We start from the raw sequence: 17,012 nt of genomic DNA on the forward strand, positions 1-17,012 counted from the left end.
CGTCCTGTTCGCCATGCTCCGCGACAAGATCCCCTACCAGCCCCGCCCCACACCGCCGATCACCGCTTGACGAAACCCATAGGGACACCCCCCCGGGCCACCCGACCTAGCGGGTCACTGCGGTCTCCCGCTCCATACGCGACAGCTTTTCCGGATTGCGCACGTGGTAGGCGCCGGTGACGTAGCCGTTCTCCACTCGTACCGCCACCACGCCGTCGATCTCTCCGTCGATTCGCACGAGCAGGCCAGGGCCGCCATTGACCTGCACCAGCTCGACCGACCTCTCTGCATCGCGTTTCCACCAGCCGACGGCCAGCAAGCGAGCCACGTTGTCGATCCCCACGACGGGCCGCAGCAGGGCGTGCTTGACTCCGCCGCCGTCGCTCAGGGCGACGACGTCCGGTGCGAGGATGTCGAGCAGGCTCTGCAGGTCGCCGGTTGCGACAGCTCGCTGGAAGGCCTGGAGCGCGGCTCGGTGCTCGGCAGGGGAGCCGGTGCCGCGCGGTCGGCGCGCGGCGACGTGTGCCCGTGCCCGGTGGGCGATCTGGCGGACTGCGTCCGGGGTCTTGTCGACGGCTTCGGCGATCTCGTCGTAGTCCAGGTCGAACACCTCGCGCAGCACGAACACCGCCCGCTCGGTCGGCCCGAGCGTCTCCATCACCAGCAGCATCGCCATCGAGACGCTGTCGGCCAACTCGACGTCCTCGGCCACATCGGGCGCGGTCAGCAGCGGCTCGGGTAGCCACGGCCCGACGTAGGACTCCTTGCGCCGGCCCAGCGTCCGCAGCCGTTTCAGCGCCTGTCTGCTGGCGATCCGGATCAGGAACGCGCGCTGGTCCAGCACCACGCTCAGGTCGACGCCCACCCACCGCAGCCAGGTCTCCTGCAGGACGTCCTCGGCGTCGGCGGCGGAACCGAGCATCTCGTAGGCAATGGTGAACAGCAGGTTTCGGTGGGCGACGAACGCCTCGGTGGCCGAGTCCATGGGGTTGTCACGAGCGAGGGACTCGGCTGTGCCTGTCGGCTGCTCGTTTCGTTCGGTCATCGCTGTTCCTGCCTGTTCGCTCGCGACCGCGCCATATCCATACGATCCCGGCCCCGCCGCTCTGTGACACCGACGATCGGTGGTCTATGTCACATGGGTCCCGGTGTCACAGGGAGCGGGCCGCCGGGATCTCTTGCTCGTAATGACGCAACGCTACGAGTGAGGAAGTCTCAGCATGTCTGCACCCACGACGACCGGCCTCCGGTCGCGCATGCCCAATCCGCTCCCCTTCATCCCCGAGATGGCGGAAGTTGGCGAGGGTCTGCACAAGGCCCTCAGGAACGGTCCGGTTCCCCCGACCACCATCAGCCTGCTGCACCTGCGCGCCGGGCAGATCCTCGGCAGCACGTACTTCACCATCCGGGAAACCAGCAACCTCCGCAGGATTGGGGAATCAGAGGAGCGGATCACCGCCGTGGCCACCTGGCACGACGCCACCTACTTCACCGACGCCGAACGGGTTGCGCTGGAGCTCGTGGAGGCGGTCCTCACCCCGAACCCGGCAGGGGAGCGCGTCCCCGATGAGCTGTACGCCAAGGCGTCCGTGCACTACGACGACAAGGCGATGTGGTCGCTCATCATGGCGATCGCCCACATCGGGTTCTTCACCCCCGCCGCTCTCATCGCCAAGCCGATCCCCGGCATGCCCCCCGGCCAGAACTACAGCGAGTAAGAAAGGCACCAGCATGAGCATCACCAAGTTCGCGGTGGCGGGAGCAACCGGCCGGCTGGGCCGTCACGTCGTCGACGTCCTCACCGAGCAGGGGCACCGGGTCGTGCCGATGTCCCGAGCCACCGGCGTGGACATCATCACCGGTGAGGGTCTCGCCGAGGCCCTCACCGGGGTCGAAGCCATCATCGACGTCGCCTCGTGGCACTCCTCCGACCAGGAGGCGGCGACGCAGTTCTTCCGCACGTCGGCCCGCAATCTGCATGAGGCGGGCCAGAAGGCGGGGGTCGCCCAGATCGCCATGGCGTCCATCATCGGCGTCGACAAGGCCACCGCCGGTTTCGTCGCCGCCAAGAAGGTACACGAGGAACTCCTCCTGTCCGGTCCGCTCCCCGTCCGCATCCTGCGGGCCGCGCAGTTCCACGAGTTCGTCGGTCAGCTCCTGGACTGGCGGCAGGGCGACGTTGCCTACATCCCGGCCCTGCCCACCCAGCTCGTGGCCTGCCGCACCGTGGCCGAGGAACTCGTCGACCTCGCCACCGACCCCGGCATGCCCGCCTTACGAGCACAGATCCCCGAGATCGCCGGACCTTGCAAGGAGACCATGGCGGCGGCAGCCCAACTTCTCGGCGCCCGCCGAGGCATCAAGGTCGTCGGGGTCGACGGCTCCGGCATGCCCGATGCCGAGATCGCCGCCAACGGCGGGTTCCTGCCCAGCCCGCACGCCAAGCTCGCCGGCCCCACCTTCCAGGAGTGGCTCGACACCCAACCCTGACCCTGCGTGAGCCGGCCGTGCGCGGCCGGCTCACCGGTCTCGGTACCGAGGCGCTGCTGAACGATCCCGCGGCGCGCGACACCACCAACTAGCGAGGACGAAAGTCATGGCACACACAAAGGCGCAGGCTCCGGCGGCTACGTCCCGCCGCTGGGCCGCGCTGTTCTTCATCGGGCTGGGTCAGCTCATGATCATCCTGGACGCGACCGTCGTGAACATTGCGCTGCCGTCGCTCCAGCGCGACCTGGGGATCTCCGACGGCGACCGGCAGTGGATCCTGACCGGGTACACGCTGGCGTTCGGCAGCCTGCTGTTGCTCGGCGGCCGGATCGCCGACTACACCGGCCGTAAGCGGGCCTTCCTGGTCGCGCTGCTCGGCTTCACCGCGGCGTCGGCGCTCGGCGGCGCGGCGACCAACTTCGAGATGCTGTTGACCGCACGCGTCCTGCAGGGCGCGTTCGGCGCACTGCTCGGGCCGTCCGCGCTGTCCCTGCTGACGGTGACGTTCACCCAGCCGAGGGACCGCGCCAAGGCCTTCGGGATCTGGGGCGCCATCTCCGCCGCTGGCGGCGCGGTCGGGCTGCTGGCCGGCGGGGCACTGACCGACTACCTGGACTGGCGCTGGTGCCTCTACGTCAACATCCCGCTGGCGCTGATCGCGGCGATCGGCGGGTACGCGGTGCTCGCCGAGTCGCGGCGCGCGGATAAGGCCCGCTTCGACATACCCGGCGTGCTGCTGGTGACCGGCGGGCTGGTCGCGATCGTGTACGCCACCAGCCAGGCCGAGTCCGCCGGCTGGGGCTCGACGAGAGTCATCGGCCTGCTGGCCGCCGGCGCAGTGCTGCTCGCTGCCTTCGCCCTCGTGGAGGGCCGGGTGCGGCAGCCGCTGCTGCCGCTGCGGGTGATCGCCGACCGCACCCGCGCCGGTGCCTACCTGTCCGTCGGCATGGCGATCATCGGAATGTTCGGGGCGTTCCTCTTCATGACCTACTACATGCAGGTCGTCAAGGGATACTCGCCGATCAGGACGGGCGTGGCCTTCCTCCCGATGACCGTGGCGGTCCTGATATCGGCCGGTGGCCTCGCCACCCGGCTGCTGCCCAAGCTCCCGCCGCGGGCGCTGATCGTGCCCGGCATGCTCGTCAGCTGCGGCGGCATGCTGTGGATGCTCACCCTCGACGCCGGCACCGGATATGCCGGCGGCGTATTGGTCGCGCAGCTGCTGCTTGGCTTCGGCGCGGGCATGATCATGCCGGTGGCCCTCAACTACGCCACCCACGGCGTCGACCAGGGCGACTCGGGCGTGGCCTCGGCCAGCTTCAACACCGCGCAGCAGATCGGCAGTTCGATCGGCACCGCGCTGCTCAACACCATTGCCACCGGCGCGACCGTGGACTACCTGGCCTCGCACGGTTCGGGCCCGGCCGTCGCCAGGCAGGCCATGGTGGAGGGCTTCGGGGCGGCCAGCGCCTGGGCCGCGGGGATCATCGCGGTTGGCGCGCTGATCGTCGCCGTGTTGATGAACGCCCCACGCCCCGGGCACCAGGGCGCTGCCGAGGGCGCCGGGAGCGCCGAGCCGCTGCTCGTACCCGCCTGAGGGCACATCCGCCGAGAGCCGACACCTCAACCCACCGGCACCCGACCACCCACCGAGGAGCGATCCTGTGTCAACGCCAAGCAAGCTGCCCTCCTCCGCTCATGCGGAGCGGCCCGCGCATCCCCGATTCTTCGGCCTGATGAAGGCGAGCACGGTGTTGCTGGCCGCCGCGCTGCTGGTGCAGGGGATCACCGCTGGACAGCTCCTGTCCAGCGAGGGCGACAGCCAGTTGCATGATGCCACCGGCCCCTTCGTCACGGTCGCGATGGTCCTGCAGATCATCGCCGCGCTCCTGGTGTGGCGGGCGGGTCACGGGTCGCTGCGATACCTGGCCGCCAGTGCGGTCCTTCTCGTGCTGATCGGCATCCAGTTCGTGGTCGGTGGGAGCGGAAAGCTTGCCGTCCACGTCCCTCTCGGCGTGGCGCTGTTCGGCGCGAGCGCTGTCCTCGTGGCACAGGTATGGGCGACCCGCCCCCGCCCGCACCGCCCACCGATCTGAGAGCCCGACTCACCCGTCTGGCGAGAACGGCTGGTCCTCGTCCATGCTCATCGGGTTTCCTGGCAAAGCCACCCGGGATGGATCTGCCGCGGCGTCGTCGCCGGCCGCAAGCCCGGCCGGCGGCTAGCGCGTGTTTCGTAAGGGCCTGGTGGGTGGTGAGGTAGGCCCGGCGTGGCGGTGATCGATAAAAGTTGAGGTCTCCGGTAGATCGGTTAGCGACCAAGCAAACCGAAGACCGACCGGAGACCTCGTGCCCAGGGTAGCGGCAGCGAGGCGGCACGATCTCACCGACGCTCAGTGGGCGGGGCTGCGGCCCGTCCTGCCTGCGGAGCCGAGCCGGGGACGTCCGCCGCGGTGGACGAAACGACAGATCATCAACGGGATCCGGTGGCGGGTCCGGACCGGAACGCCGTGGCGGGATGTGCCCGAGGTGTACGCCCCATGGCAGACCTTGTATCGCTGGTTCCGGCGATGGCAGCGTGACGGCACCTGGGCGAAGGTCCTGGCAGGGTTGCAGGCCGCAGCGGACGCCGCCGGCAAGATCGCCTGGACGGTGAGCGTCGACTCCACGATCAGCCGCGCCCACCAGCACGCCGCGGGCGCCCGACGCGACGGCCACCTGCAGAAGGAACCCCCGGGTGGCGTTGCCGCCGAGCCCGACGATCACGGGCTGGGCCGATCGAGGGGCGGATTCACCACCAAGACGCACCTGGCCTGTGAGCAGGGCCGCAAGACCCTCGCCGTGGTGATCACCGCTGGGCAGCGCGGAGACAGCCCGCAGTTCATCACCGTCCTGGAGCGGATCAAGGTGTACCGGGTCGGCGGCGGCCGACCCCGCACCCGTCCCGACCTGGTCCTGGCCGACGAGGCCTACACCAGCCGCAGCAACCGCGGGTATGCCCGCCGCCGAAAGATCCGAGTCTGCATCCCGAGCAAGGCCGACCAGGACGCCCACCGCAAGGCCAAGGGATCCAAAGGCGGCCGGCCGCCCGCCTTCAACCCCGCCGACTACCGAATGCGGCACGCCGTGGAGTGCGGCATCAACCAGCTCAAGCAGCACCGGGCCATGGCCACCCGCTACGACAAACTCGCCGTCCGCTACGAAGCCACCGTCACCATCGCCATCATCAACCAGTGGCTCCGAGCCTTATGAAACACGGGCTAGGTCGGGTGGCCCGGGGGGATTTCACCCCCGGGCTCCCACAGAACCGTGCGTAACAGTCTCCCGTTACACGGCTCTTGTCATCCTGATCAGCTGAACCGGCACGCTGGGCACGCCGACATCGTGCGCGAACTGGTCGGCGGCCAGGTCGGCTGGCGGCGGCCCGGCGACAACGTGGTCGAGGGAGACGAGGCGTGGTGGGCCGCCTACCGCGAGAGGCTGGAATCCACCGCGCGCGAGTTCGCCTGAGGACGCGGTCTTCGCGTAACCCGCGGATGCCGTCCAATTCGTCCGAGAAACCGTTTGCATTCGGCCAGCGGCCGTCGCAGCCCGAAGCCAAGGTCACATGCACGGATCTGCCGCGAAGCGCTCGTCACCGAGGGGGATGTCAGCGCCGGTCGCCGGCGTCCAGTCGTGCCGAGATCTGTGCGCTATCCGCTACGGCGCATCCGGCCAGTCGGCCACGATGATCAATGGAACTGAGTCCGGCGACCGGTAGTCGTCACCAGAAAGGTACTCGATGTGCTGATGCCGGTTGACTGTCCGGTCATCGGCGGTCTCGGCTTGCTCGGCCACACCATCGAGCGCGTCCCAGATGATGTCGAGATACTCGCGACCACCGGAGAAATGTAGCGTGGTTCCGCCTTGCAGACTGACAAGCAGCGGGCCGGCGGTCACCTCTTGGCCGACGGCCCCGCCGGTGATCGCCACGTCAAAGGGCTCAGCATGTTCGCGTAGCAGCCGGCCGAGGGCGCGGAGGGCAGCCGGCGGGCCGGCAAGCTCCAGCTCGCCGTCGCTGACGGAGAGACGGCAGCGCCGGTAATCGTCCACCGGTGCATTGTCCTTCACCTCGCGGCCCCTCGCGTCGCCGGCACCGCCTTCCGGATCTGCCGCGAGGCGCGCGCCGACAGGGCGCGTTGTGCTCGCCGCTGGCGACTGGCGTACGGGCAGGATTGACTACGAGTCTTGGACGAGGAAACACCCGTGCCGGCCGTCGGTGGAGATGAACGCGAACGCCACCGGTGCGGCGCCGAGGTTGAGGTAGAACGGTTTCCAGTTCGCATCGAGGCGCAGTAGGGGCCGCCACGGCCCGCTCTTGGGCCAGTCGTGCTCGTTGAGCATCAGCGCCGTCCCGCCGATCTTGTCCTGGTCCAGTGCCTGGAAGTAGCGGTCCCGTTCGTCTGGCGGCAGCGCCATGTAGGCGTCGTACGGCAGGTGCTCGGGGTCCTCGCCGCGAATCAGCTCGACGGTGTACTCCGCCGGCGACCCGTCGCCGTGGTAGAGGGTTGGGCCGCTGGTCAGTGGGCTGGTCGCCCCGTCGAAGACGCCGCCGGGCTGGATGATGACGGCGTTCTCGCCGCTGTCGGGGAAGATGACGTCCGGGTCGAAGTGCTCCACGTCGCTGCCGTGGTCGCCATGGGTGACGAACACGTAGGCCAGCCGCCCCGGGCCGGCACCGGCGAGCTCGGGCTCCAATGCGATCTGGCAGACGAACCGCATCGGGGTGTCCCAGCCTTGGCTGACCGGCCACTGCGGTCCGGTAAGCCAGACGGGCTGACCGCCGAACTTGGTGACCGGCTCGGTCACCGGTGCCTTGGCTTGGTGATAGTTCGCGATCCGCCATACGGCAGCCATGGCGGCGACCATAGCAGATAGCCCCAGCACCCGGCCCGCAGCCAATCGTGACAGCGCTGGTCGGGTGATGGCGGGTCGACAGCGATGATCGCCGGTAGATATAGCATCAACCTCGACCTGCTCCTGAACGTGTCCTCATTTGCCGCGGAGTAAGCGCGCTGGCTGCCCGAGCGCCGGTCACGTCGCGTACACGTCGTCTGAGGTCTGGGAGCCCGTGCGAACGCCCGGTCGTGCCGAGATCAGTGCGTCCGCTTCTCCGCGTTCGCCGTATCGAACGGCGCGCTCGCCGAGGGCTCATCGAGGCGCAGGATCGTTTCCTCAGTCTCTTCGTTGCGCCCGTTGGCGAAGGAGATCTCGGTACCGGTGATCGCGAATCCTGCCCGCTGCAGCACCTTCAGCGATCCCACGTTGTCGCTCGTGGCACGGCCGAACAAGGGCCGGACATGAACCAATACCAGGAGGAGGGCCAGCGCCCGGGAAGCGATTCCCTGCCCCCAGAACGACCTGTCGATCCAATAGGTGACCTCGGTGTCGCCGTCGATGACGAAGCTGCTGATGCTGCCGACGACCCGCCCATCGAGTGTGATGACGCGGGTGGTGACATCAGGGGACGTCCTGACCTTCGCCATGTGGGCATCAAAAGCGGCGCGATCGTCGGGATCCTTGGCGGTGAAGGCCGCCATCCGGACCGACTCGGGGTCCCGCATCTGCTCGAACAAGGCGTCGAGATCGGAGTCGTCGACCGGTCGCAGCGCCACCTCAGCCACAAGCGTCTCCAAACCTGGCCGGCATCCATCAACGAGGGCGAAGCTACCACCAGCGTCCGACAGCCCGTGGAGATCGGACGTGTCCGCTTCTGCCGCTTCGCGTGGGCTGGTGTTCATCGCCGATGGTGGCGCACGGTGATGTATGACTACCTCTCCTGCTTCGGCTCCCAGTGTCGTACCTGCCGATCAACTCGTTGTGCGCGCTGCGGTGTCCGCCTTCCTGGGCCGCTACCGTGGCCAGACTCGCGTCCATACTGAGTCCGACCTACGTGTGTTCCTGCGCCGGTGCACCGACCAAGGCCTCCGTCCGCTGGTGGCGGCGCGGGTGGACGTCGAGCGGTACGTGCGCTGGCTGCAAGACGTTCGCCGGTACCAGCCCTCGACGGTGTCGCGGCGCCTGTCGGTGGTGGTCGGGTTCTATCGGGTCTGCGTGATCGACGCCATCCTGGAGCACTCGCCTGCCGACTATGTCCGCCGGCCCACGGTGCCGGCCGAGTCGCCGACCCTCGGGCTGGGGCACCTGCAGTTCGAGGCCCTGATCACCACCGCCCGCAAGTCCTCGAACCCGAACGACTTCGCCCTGGTCGCGCTCTTGGGCCTGCTCGGGCTGCGGATCTTCGAAGCTTGCGGGTCGAACATCGCCGACCTAGGCGAGGAGCACGGCCACCGGGTCTTACGGGTGCATGGCAAGGGCGGCAAGGTCGTGCTTGTCCCGCTGCCACCCGCGGTGGCCCGAGCCATCGACAGGGCTGTCGACGAGCGCACCAGCGGGCCGATCCTGCGCAACACGCTCGGTGTGCGGATGGACCGGCACGCCGCCACCCGCCGGCTCAAGCACCTCGCTTACGCGGCGGGGATCCGGATGCCAAGGATGCACCCCCACATGCTGCGCCACACCTTCGTGACCACCATGCTCGACGCCGGCGTCAGCCTGCGCGACGTGCAGATCGTCGCCCGCCACGTCGATCCGCGCACCACCATGCGCTACGACCGAGCCCGGAAGAACCTCGACCGGCACCCCAACTACATCCTCGCTGCCTACATGGCCTCCGGTACATGATCAGCCGCTCACGGCTCTATCGAGGAGCGGGCACCGGACAAAGTGGGGATGGGGTGCCGCGCAGGCCCTCTGATATTGACGCAGGCGTCGAACCGAGCCAGAACGTCGAAGGTGGTGAGCAGGCCGTGTGGCCTATCGGCAACCTCGATCACCGTTGCCGCCCCGCCTACCTCACCGATGGGCGAAGACGAAGCCACCCTCGACGTTCGGGGCTGGGCGATGCGACATCTCTGCCTCGACAGTGAAGCCGGCAGCGTCCAGCCAAGTCGCGACCCGAGCCGGTGGCCGCCGGCGCACGTAGACATTCATTGGGTGGCCGCCGTAGCCCTCCGTCTTGAGCTTGCTGCCGTCCCCGGCATGGAAGCCCAGCAGCAGGGCCCCGCCAGGCCGCAGCACCCGAAAGAACTCGGCGAGGACCATGGGGATCTCGTCGTCGGGGACGTGGATCAGGGAGAACCACGCGAGCAGGCCGGTCAGGGAACCATCAGCCAGTTCGAGACCCGTCATGGAGCCGACCTCGAACCGCAGGCCGGGATGGTCCCGCCGGGCCACGTCGATCATCGCGGGCGATAGGTCAACGCCGAACGTGTCCAGGCCGATGCCGTGCAGGTAGGCGGTGATCCGGCCCGGACCGCAGCCGACGTCGGCGACCGGCCCGTTCCCCTGGGCGCGCACCAGCTCGGCGAAGAGCGCCAGGATGCCCCGCTGGAACGGCTCACCGGCAAGGGCGTTCCGCAGCAGGTCGGCGTAGCTGACCGCCACGGTGTCGTAGGAAGTCCGTGTGTCGTCGAGCCAACCGGGAACGCGCATGCGGAGCACGCTAGCCCGACTCGCGCGGTGGCGTTGTCCTGGGCAATGCGACCATCGGTCCGCGCGAATGAAACCGTCGTGACCGTCCTGTATGCAGACCATGATCGCGCACACGGATCTGCTGCCGACAACGATCGGACGCGCGCTCTCGAGGAGCGTAGTGGGCCGCCTGCGCGCTGCGATTCATCGGGCCGAGGCTGGCTAGACTTCTTCAGTGGTCGACTCCCGCGACGATGCCTCGAAGGACGAAGGGTTCGAACCCGTCTACGTCGAGCTGGATTGGTACGACGGGCCGCGAGGCGGCCTGGCTGACATCGGCGGAGTGCCGCACTACTTCCGGGCGCTTAACGACTACGCACGCCCCGGCGATCCCGACGACGAGCACTTCGTCTGGCCAGCCGGCCAAACCGCGCTGGCCTGGGAACGTGAACAGTGGGCCATCTTCGTCGAGTGGAACGGGCGCTACGAGGCTGACACCGCCACGCCAGACAGCCACCCTGGCCACGGCGGTGTGAACATCCGCTACGACGAACTGACCAGGCTGCTCCAGCCACACCGCATGATGCCGACGGACGCCCGTCGGATGAAGGTCGAGTGGCGCTGGGACCCACCGACGCGACCGCGATACCACACCAACGGCCCTGGCTACCGCGCCAGCTGGCGCCCGGCGTAACAAAGCCGCCTCCACGTACGTGTGCACGGCCTCGACGTCCGACTCTGTCCTGTCATGCCGCAGGCAGCGCGCGACGGCGCTGGCGCGTCCGTCACGACCGGTATCCGTCGACCCATGCACGTACAGGCGCGACACCGTTCGGACATGGCACCCCTCTGTGTCATCAAGAGGCGGCAAAGAGCGGTGTTCTAGGCTGGGGTTCGGCGGGTCCGGGAAGTGACTGTTCCGAAGTGTCGATCATGGGGCTCGGGTCGACCGCGCTGGATTGAAGAGTCGCCCCCACGTGTCCTCCCGGGCCCGTCCCGGCGTTCTTGGCGTCCTTGATCATTTGCTTGTAGACGATGTCGGACAGCCGGCGCTTGAGTGCGCGCATGGCCTCCATCGGTGTTTTGCCGGCGGCGAGTTTGCGCCGGTAGTAGGCGCGGCCTTCGGTGTCATGGCGTAGCTGGACGACGGCCATGATGTGGAGGGCTCGGTTGATGCGCCGGTTCCCGGCCCGGGACAGGCGGTGGCGTTGTTGGTCACCGGATGAGGCGTCCAGGGGTGCGGTGCCGTTCCAGGACGCGAAGTGCCCGCGGGTGGCGAAGCGGCTGATGTCCGCGACGTCACCGATCAGGCGGGCGGCGCCGGACGGGCCGATGCCGTGGAGGTCCTGCAGGCTGCTGCCGGTGGTTGCGACGAGCTCGGTCAGTTCCTTGTCCGCGGCCTTGATCTTCTTGTCGACCTGGACCAGTTCGGTGATCAGCTCGGACGCGAGCCGGCGGCGGGTGCGCCCGACCAGATCGCGCGGCCGGACGGTATTGAGCAGGGCGCGGGCCTGCGGAGCGGACAGGAACTTCTTCGCCCCGCCGGGCAGCAGTTCCAGCAGCAGTTGGTGGATGGGGTTGAGCAGGTCGGTGCGGGCGTGGCCGAGGCCGTCGCGGCGGTCGGCCAGCAGCCTCAACGCAACGGTCAGGTCGTCGACGGTGACCTGCCGTAAACCCTTGGCGCGCAGGGCTGCGACGGCGACGCTGTGGGTCGACCGGGTCGGTCTTGCGGCCCTGGCCGGTGTCGAACACCCGGGCCCGCGCGGACAGTTTCGCCGGCACGTCCACCACCGTTTCGCCGTCAGCGACGAGGCGTTGGGCGATGTGCCGGCCGATGCCGTTGCACCCCTCCACCGCCCAAATCCGGTCCTTGTGCTGACGGCCGAACTTGAGCATCGTCTGGTAGCCGTCGCGGTCGGTGCCGAACCGACCCTGCGCGAGGATCTTCTCGCGGCCGTTGATGATCTCGATCGTCGCGGACCGCTTGTGCGGATCCACACCGATGATGACCTGTCCCACGCTCGTCCTCCTCGATCAGACCGGGGCTGAATCCGGCGAGGAGGGCAGCGCTACTTCGAGCTGGGCAGACCCCTGACTTGAGCCTCTCCGCGCCACGGTGACCGGCAGGACGCATGCCATGAGTGAGCCATACCAGAACGCGGTGGGCAGCCGATGAGAGAGCGACCCCGCCGGTCACCTCGACCACGCCTGGCCGGGCTGCGGTCGTACCACCAGTAGATAAGTAGCCGATGAGCGGTCGTCGCGACAGGACCATCCGACGCGTCTCGGTCAGGCGCATGCACTGTGCGAGATAGGACCGGATGCGGTATTCGCCGCAGCAATCTCCCGGACGTCCGGAGGCAGACGTTCGGCCTACGATGTGTCCCGGCTCGGTCCGCCTGACCATCGAGCGCGTTCAACTCCGCTCACGATCTTGGAGGTATCTTGAAGCTTTTGCTTACGTCCGGCGGTGTAACGAACCCAAGCATCCACTCGGCGCTCGTGCAGCTTCTCGGTAAGCCGGTCTCCGAGTGCCGGGCCCTCTGCGTCCCGACAGCACAGTGGGGTCACCCGATGTGCGGACCGGCATCGGTGCAGGGCTTCGTGGCCGCCGACCTCGCTTCCGATTGGCGGTACCTGTCCGGCCTGGGCTGGGCTTCGCTCGGTGTCCTCGAGCTCACGGCGCTGCCCAGCATCGACGCAGAGCGATGGATTCCCTGGGTCCGGGAGACCGATGTGCTGCTGGTCGACGGTGGCGACGCGACATACCTGTGTCACTGGATGCGAGAGTCCGGGCTGGCCGATCTGCTGCCCTCGCTGCCCGACACCGTCTGGGTGGGGGTGAGCGCGGGAAGCATGGTGATGACACCCCGGATCGGGTCGTACTTCGTCGAATGGCCGTCGGCGCCGGACGACCGAGCTTTGGGAGTCGTCGACTTCTCGATCTTCCCGCACCTGAACCTCTTCCCCACGAACACCCTGGCCGACGCCGAGCGGTGGGCGGCCGACATCGGCGTCCCGGCCTACGCCATCGACGAACAGACGGCCATCAAGGTCGTCGACGGCTCCGTCGAAGTGATTTCTGAAGGGCAATGGACGAAATTCGGGTAATTGTCAACTCGGCGGCCATCCGGATCTGCCGCGATCCGCGTGCTACGCGGCGTCGACAAGCTGGCGAGTTGCCGTCCGGTCGTGCCGATGCCAGTGCGTTCGATCATGCTGCCGATGACCGGACTCTACGCAAGCCCGCCGACCATGTTGGCTGGATCAGCAGCGCCGCAGGGCTCGCCCGCGACGAGGTCGTGGCAACATGCGCCGCATGGAGATTTTGCCGGGCGAGGGTGTGGCATTGGCGAAGGTCGGCGAAAGCCGCGACATGGTTGAGAGCCGACTCGGCCCGCCCGTCCATCCCGGACGGCACAGTAGGGCGGTGTACGAGACGAGCCCGATGCTGGTGCTGACCTACACCGACGAGGACACAGTTGAGATCGTAGAGATCGCCTACGCCGGTGACGGTGGCGAGGAGGTGTTCTACGACGGCGTTCAGCTGACGTTCCGGTTCTTGGACGACGTGGTCGCGGACTTGGAGGCGAGGGGTCATCAGTACGAGCCGATCGACATCGGCTACCGCTTCGAGCCCGGCTTCGCCATCTTCTCGATGGGGTCACGCGGGGCGCGCGATCTGGACCCAGATGCATCCGAGGATCACCCGCGCAGGATTTGCGAAGGTGTCTCGGTCGCGCCCTACCACTATTTCGATGGGCCGACCGACGAGGAGATCGAGGCTTACATCCGCAGCCGGGAAGGCAGCCGGTGAGCACGACCCCCGAAGGAACGGGTACTGCCCGGCATGATCCCGTGCGCGCTCATGCCGCTCCAGGTGGACTGGCGTTCGTCACCGGTGGTGACGCACGGTGACGTATGGCTATCTCTCCTGTTTCGGCTTCCAGTGTCGTACCTGCCGATCAACTCGTTGTGCGCGCCGCAGTGTCGGCCTTCCTGGGTCGCTACCGTGGCCAAACCCGCGTCCATACCGAGTCCGGCCTGCGGATCTTCCTGCGCTGGTGCACCGACCACGGCCTTGACCCGTTGGCTGCGGCGCGGGTGGACATCGAGCGGTACGTGCGCTGGCTGCAAGACGTGCGTCGCTACCAGCCCTCGACGGTCTCGCGGCGACTGTCGGTGGTGGTCGGGTTCTATCGGGTCTGCGTCATCGACGCCATCCTGGAGCACTCGCCGGCCGACTACGTCCGTCGGCCCACGGTGCCGGCCGAGTCGCCGACCCTCGGGCTAGGTCACCTGCAGTTCGAAGCCCTGATCACCACCGCCCGGAAGTCCCCGAACCTGAACGACTTCGCACTGGTCGCGCTCTTGGGTCTGCTCGGTTTGCGGATCTTCGAAGCCTGCGGGTCGAACATCGCCGACCTGGGCGAGGAACACGGCCACCGGGTCCTGCGCGTGCGCGGCAAAGGAGGCAAGGTCGCCCTCGTCCCGCTGCCACCCGAGGTCGCCAGGGCCATCGAGCGGGCCGTCGACGAGCGCACCAACGGGCCGATCCTGCGCAACACCCACGGACGGCGGATGGACCGGCACGCCGCCACCCGCCGACTCAAGCACCTCGCCGTTGCCGCGGGGGTCCGTATGCCGAGGATGCACCCCCACATGCTGCGCCACACATTCGTGACCACCATGCTCGACGCCGGCGTCAGCCTCCGCGAAGTACAGATCGCCGCCCGCCACGCCGACCCGCGGACCACCATGCGCTACGACCGGGCCCGCAAGAACCTCGACCGCCACCCCAACTACATCCTCGCCGCGTACATGGCCTCCGGGACATAGCCAGCGCTCGCGGCTTTGCCGAGAAGAGTGCAATCGATCATGGCTGTCACGGTTGGTTCTGCCGTTACTAAACTACTGAGCGATGAACTCCGCCGATTCCGTCGGTCCGACTCACATGACCGACCAGATCATCGCCGCCCGTAAGGAGCTGGCCGACGATCTCGCCGACCTGACCGAGGCCCAGTGGGCCGCCCCGTCGCTCTGCGAATCCTGGACCGTAGAGGAGACGCTGGCGCACCTGACCTCGGCCGCGCGCATGACTCCGTTCCGCTGGATCCGCAGCATGGTCGCAGCCGGGTTCCGCCCGGACGTGCACAACCGGCGCCGCTTGAACGAGCAGCTCGGTGTGACGCCCGCTGAAACGCTTGCAAAGTTCCGGGCAGCCATCTCGGCCACCACCGCGCCCTTGGGACACCCCGCCGCATGGCTGGGCGAGATCGTCGTGCATGGCCAGGACATCCGCCGCCCGCTCGGACTACATGGCGGGCCATCGGTCGAGGCGGCCACCATGGTCGCCCGGTTCTTCGTGTCCAAGAACTTCGCCGTCAACAGCCGCAACGTGGCCATAGGCCTGCGATGGGAGGCGATCGACGGGCCGTTCCACAGCGGTGACGGTCCGATCGTCCGGGGAACGACGGAAGCTTTGGTGATGGTTCTCGCGGGCCGGCGTGCCTACCTTGCGGACGTCACCGGCGACGGCGTCGAGACGGTGAGCGCCCGCATCTAGGCCATCGGCGGGGCTCCGGGCAGGCTCGTTGCCGGGTTCATAGCCCGGAGGCCGCTCGCGGTCGGCGTAGCGGCCCTGGTCGGCTCACCGTCGAGAGCGACGAACTCGCCACGGGAATCTGTCATCGCCATGTCCTGGCACCGGCCGAACATCAGCGCGCATCTGCCGCGACCCGTGCGCTACGCATCGTCATGCGGGGAAGGGCAGGCGGCGCCCGGACTGGCCGATGAGTGGACGTGTTTCGGCTCGTCTATCAGGCGCCGCGCCGTGGAATCACCGATTGTTGGTTGCCAGACAGTGGGCGGTGGGGTCGGTCAGTCGGTCTAGTTCGGTGCCGGCGAGCCGGCGTACCATCGGGTCGGGGTCGCTGGCATACCGGTGGAGGATGTCCGGGGCTGCGTCAGGCGCGAGATGTCGCGCCGCAACCGCGACCCGCTGACGGACGTCGGGGGCCGGGTCGGTTGCGAGCTCAACCAGGAGTTTCCGCCAGTGCGTTGGCCTGCCACCGGCGCCGACTAATCCATGGATGGTGGCCGCCCGTACCGCTGCCTGGTCGTCTCGCGCCAGCGCCGTGAGCTGCGGTGCCACGCGGGGATCGGAATCGACCGCCTTCGCGAGCGCTTCGGCGGCCTCGACCCGCAGCTCCAGGTCTTCGTCAGCTGCGAGCGCGAGCAGGGCGTCGACTGCGGCCGGCCCGCCGACCGAGCCGAGGGCGTTGCGGGCGTTCTCGCGGACGTGCGAATCGGGGTCGTTGAGTAGCCGCAGCAGGGCCGGGGTCGCCTCGCGGTTGCCGAGGCGCCCGAGTGCGTACGCGACCATGGACCGTACCCGCGGCGCCAGGTCAGCGGCGAGGGCAGCGAGCGGCATCACCGCGTCAGCCCTGCCGCTGTAGCCAAGTCTGCTAATCGCCGACACTCGTACCTGCTCGTCCAGGTCGCGCAGCGCCTCGACGAGCACTTCGAAGGCTCGATCGTCAGCGGCTGAGTCAGGAATCGAGCCGATCGCCACGGATCTGATTTTCGGGTCGGCATCGGTCGCCGCACCGGCCAGCAGTTCGACGTCCTGCGCTTCGGCCACGAACCCGAGTGCCCACAGCCCCTCGCGGCGCAACTCGAGCGCGTCACCGGTGACCAACTCAAGCACTGCGCGCCGGGCGGCCGGCCGGTCCCCGTGCAGCAGGTCGATGATTTCGGTCTGTAAGCTGTCCTGGTCGTCCCCGAGTTCGCGGGCCGAGGCGCGCAGCAGCGCCGGGACCGCCGCCACGCCCTGGATGCCGGCCAAGACGCCAGCAATCAGGTCGCGACCGTAGAAGTTCCCTTCGTCGAGGAACCGGTCGAGTGCCTCGGCTACAGAGGTTGAAAGGTCAGGGTTACGGCGGTTCTGGGTCGAGGGGCAGGCCGGTGTGGGTGAGGAAGCTGGTCAGGAGGTCGGGGCGGTACTGGATGCG

The 17,012-nt window shown here is 68.2% G+C and carries 19 protein-coding genes and 1 pseudogene; 12 read left to right on the forward strand and 8 right to left on the reverse strand.

The features are described 5' to 3' along the window. Positions 1-106 precede the first annotated feature (106 nt). Entirely contained in the window at positions 107-1,045 is a 939-nt protein-coding gene (locus ACZ6Q9_RS33710) for an RNA polymerase sigma-70 factor (protein ID WP_396831362.1), read from the reverse strand. A gap of 241 nt (positions 1,046-1,286) precedes the next feature. Here ACZ6Q9_RS33710 and ACZ6Q9_RS33715 point away from each other — a divergent pair, with 241 nt between their 5' ends. The 6 genes from ACZ6Q9_RS33715 (at position 1,287) to ACZ6Q9_RS33740 (ending at position 5,997) form a co-directional block, all read left to right on the forward strand. After that, positions 1,287-1,718, forward strand: coding sequence for a carboxymuconolactone decarboxylase family protein (locus tag ACZ6Q9_RS33715; protein WP_396831361.1), 432 nt, complete (start codon positions 1,287-1,289; stop codon positions 1,716-1,718). A gap of 13 nt (positions 1,719-1,731) precedes the next feature. Beyond that, positions 1,732-2,490: an SDR family oxidoreductase gene (locus ACZ6Q9_RS33720; RefSeq protein WP_396831359.1), complete on the forward strand. Its 759-nt coding sequence runs from the start codon at positions 1,732-1,734 to the stop codon at positions 2,488-2,490. Positions 2,491-2,596: 106 nt separating this feature from the next. Continuing rightward, the gene (locus ACZ6Q9_RS33725) at positions 2,597-4,087 is read left to right on the forward strand and encodes an MFS transporter (RefSeq protein WP_396831358.1); all 1,491 of its coding nucleotides are present in this window, start codon (positions 2,597-2,599) and stop codon (positions 4,085-4,087) included. A 67-nt stretch (positions 4,088-4,154) separates the two neighbouring features. Further along, positions 4,155-4,586 carry a hypothetical protein gene (locus tag ACZ6Q9_RS33730; RefSeq protein WP_396831357.1) on the forward strand — a complete coding sequence of 144 codons (432 nt, stop codon included), beginning with the start codon at positions 4,155-4,157 and terminating at the stop codon, positions 4,584-4,586. A gap of 250 nt (positions 4,587-4,836) precedes the next feature. Beyond that, positions 4,837-5,739, forward strand: coding sequence for an IS5 family transposase (locus ACZ6Q9_RS33735; RefSeq protein WP_396831355.1), 903 nt, complete (start codon positions 4,837-4,839; stop codon positions 5,737-5,739). Between the two features lie 132 nt (positions 5,740-5,871). Continuing rightward, entirely contained in the window at positions 5,872-5,997 is a 126-nt protein-coding gene (locus ACZ6Q9_RS33740) for a hypothetical protein (RefSeq protein ID WP_396831353.1), read from the forward strand. A 189-nt stretch (positions 5,998-6,186) separates the two neighbouring features. On the opposite strand, the gene ACZ6Q9_RS33745 is transcribed toward ACZ6Q9_RS33740, so the two are convergent. The 3 genes from ACZ6Q9_RS33745 to ACZ6Q9_RS33755 form a co-directional block, all read right to left on the reverse strand. Next, on the reverse strand, positions 6,187-6,579 hold the full coding sequence (locus tag ACZ6Q9_RS33745) for an Imm32 family immunity protein (protein WP_396831351.1): 393 nt from the start codon (positions 6,577-6,579) through the stop codon (positions 6,187-6,189). A gap of 126 nt (positions 6,580-6,705) precedes the next feature. Beyond that, complete coding sequence (locus tag ACZ6Q9_RS33750) at positions 6,706-7,383, reverse strand: hypothetical protein (RefSeq protein WP_396831349.1); 678 nt, start codon at positions 7,381-7,383, stop codon at positions 6,706-6,708. 239 nt (positions 7,384-7,622) lie between these two features. Further along, the gene (locus tag ACZ6Q9_RS33755) at positions 7,623-8,267 is read right to left on the reverse strand and encodes a GNAT family N-acetyltransferase (RefSeq protein ID WP_396831347.1); all 645 of its coding nucleotides are present in this window, start codon (positions 8,265-8,267) and stop codon (positions 7,623-7,625) included. A 196-nt stretch (positions 8,268-8,463) separates the two neighbouring features. On the opposite strand from ACZ6Q9_RS33755, the gene ACZ6Q9_RS33760 reads away from it, so the two are divergent. Then, positions 8,464-9,210, forward strand: a complete 747-nt coding sequence (locus ACZ6Q9_RS33760) for a tyrosine-type recombinase/integrase (RefSeq protein ID WP_396831345.1) — start codon at positions 8,464-8,466, stop codon at positions 9,208-9,210. A gap of 171 nt (positions 9,211-9,381) precedes the next feature. Here the strand turns inward: ACZ6Q9_RS33760 and ACZ6Q9_RS33765 are convergent, their stop codons facing one another. Further along, positions 9,382-10,020, reverse strand: a complete 639-nt coding sequence (locus ACZ6Q9_RS33765; RefSeq protein WP_396831344.1) for a class I SAM-dependent methyltransferase — start codon at positions 10,018-10,020, stop codon at positions 9,382-9,384. Positions 10,021-10,234: 214 nt separating this feature from the next. On the opposite strand from ACZ6Q9_RS33765, the gene ACZ6Q9_RS33770 reads away from it, so the two are divergent. Further along, positions 10,235-10,693 carry a hypothetical protein gene (locus ACZ6Q9_RS33770; RefSeq protein WP_396831342.1) on the forward strand — a complete coding sequence of 153 codons (459 nt, stop codon included), beginning with the start codon at positions 10,235-10,237 and terminating at the stop codon, positions 10,691-10,693. A 163-nt stretch (positions 10,694-10,856) separates the two neighbouring features. On the opposite strand, the gene ACZ6Q9_RS33775 is transcribed toward ACZ6Q9_RS33770, so the two are convergent. After that, entirely contained in the window at positions 10,857-11,636 is a 780-nt protein-coding gene (locus ACZ6Q9_RS33775; protein WP_396831340.1) for a transposase, read from the reverse strand. A 133-nt stretch (positions 11,637-11,769) separates the two neighbouring features. Beyond that, positions 11,770-12,018 (reverse strand): annotated as a pseudogene (locus ACZ6Q9_RS33780) (IS110 family transposase); the annotation flags it as partial. Positions 12,019-12,444: 426 nt separating this feature from the next. Between ACZ6Q9_RS33780 and ACZ6Q9_RS33785 the strand changes: the two are divergent. The 4 genes from ACZ6Q9_RS33785 to ACZ6Q9_RS33800 all read left to right on the forward strand — a co-directional run bounded on the left by ACZ6Q9_RS33785 (position 12,445) and on the right by ACZ6Q9_RS33800 (position 15,565). Beyond that, positions 12,445-13,110 (forward strand): Type 1 glutamine amidotransferase-like domain-containing protein, encoded by a 666-nt coding sequence (locus tag ACZ6Q9_RS33785; RefSeq protein ID WP_396831338.1) that lies wholly within the window; start codon positions 12,445-12,447, stop codon positions 13,108-13,110. 208 nt (positions 13,111-13,318) lie between these two features. Beyond that, the gene (locus ACZ6Q9_RS33790; protein ID WP_396831337.1) at positions 13,319-13,816 is read left to right on the forward strand and encodes a hypothetical protein; all 498 of its coding nucleotides are present in this window, start codon (positions 13,319-13,321) and stop codon (positions 13,814-13,816) included. A gap of 158 nt (positions 13,817-13,974) precedes the next feature. Next, positions 13,975-14,838, forward strand: coding sequence for a tyrosine-type recombinase/integrase (locus ACZ6Q9_RS33795; RefSeq protein ID WP_396831335.1), 864 nt, complete (start codon positions 13,975-13,977; stop codon positions 14,836-14,838). A gap of 82 nt (positions 14,839-14,920) precedes the next feature. Further along, positions 14,921-15,565 carry a maleylpyruvate isomerase family mycothiol-dependent enzyme gene (locus tag ACZ6Q9_RS33800; protein WP_396831333.1) on the forward strand — a complete coding sequence of 215 codons (645 nt, stop codon included), beginning with the start codon at positions 14,921-14,923 and terminating at the stop codon, positions 15,563-15,565. A gap of 273 nt (positions 15,566-15,838) precedes the next feature. Here the strand turns inward: ACZ6Q9_RS33800 and ACZ6Q9_RS33805 are convergent, their stop codons facing one another. Continuing rightward, on the reverse strand, positions 15,839-16,846 hold the full coding sequence (locus tag ACZ6Q9_RS33805; protein WP_396831332.1) for a HEAT repeat domain-containing protein: 1,008 nt from the start codon (positions 16,844-16,846) through the stop codon (positions 15,839-15,841). Between the last annotated feature and the right edge of the window lie 166 nt (positions 16,847-17,012).

It is taken from the genome of Micromonospora sp. NPDC049139, assembly GCF_055586845.1.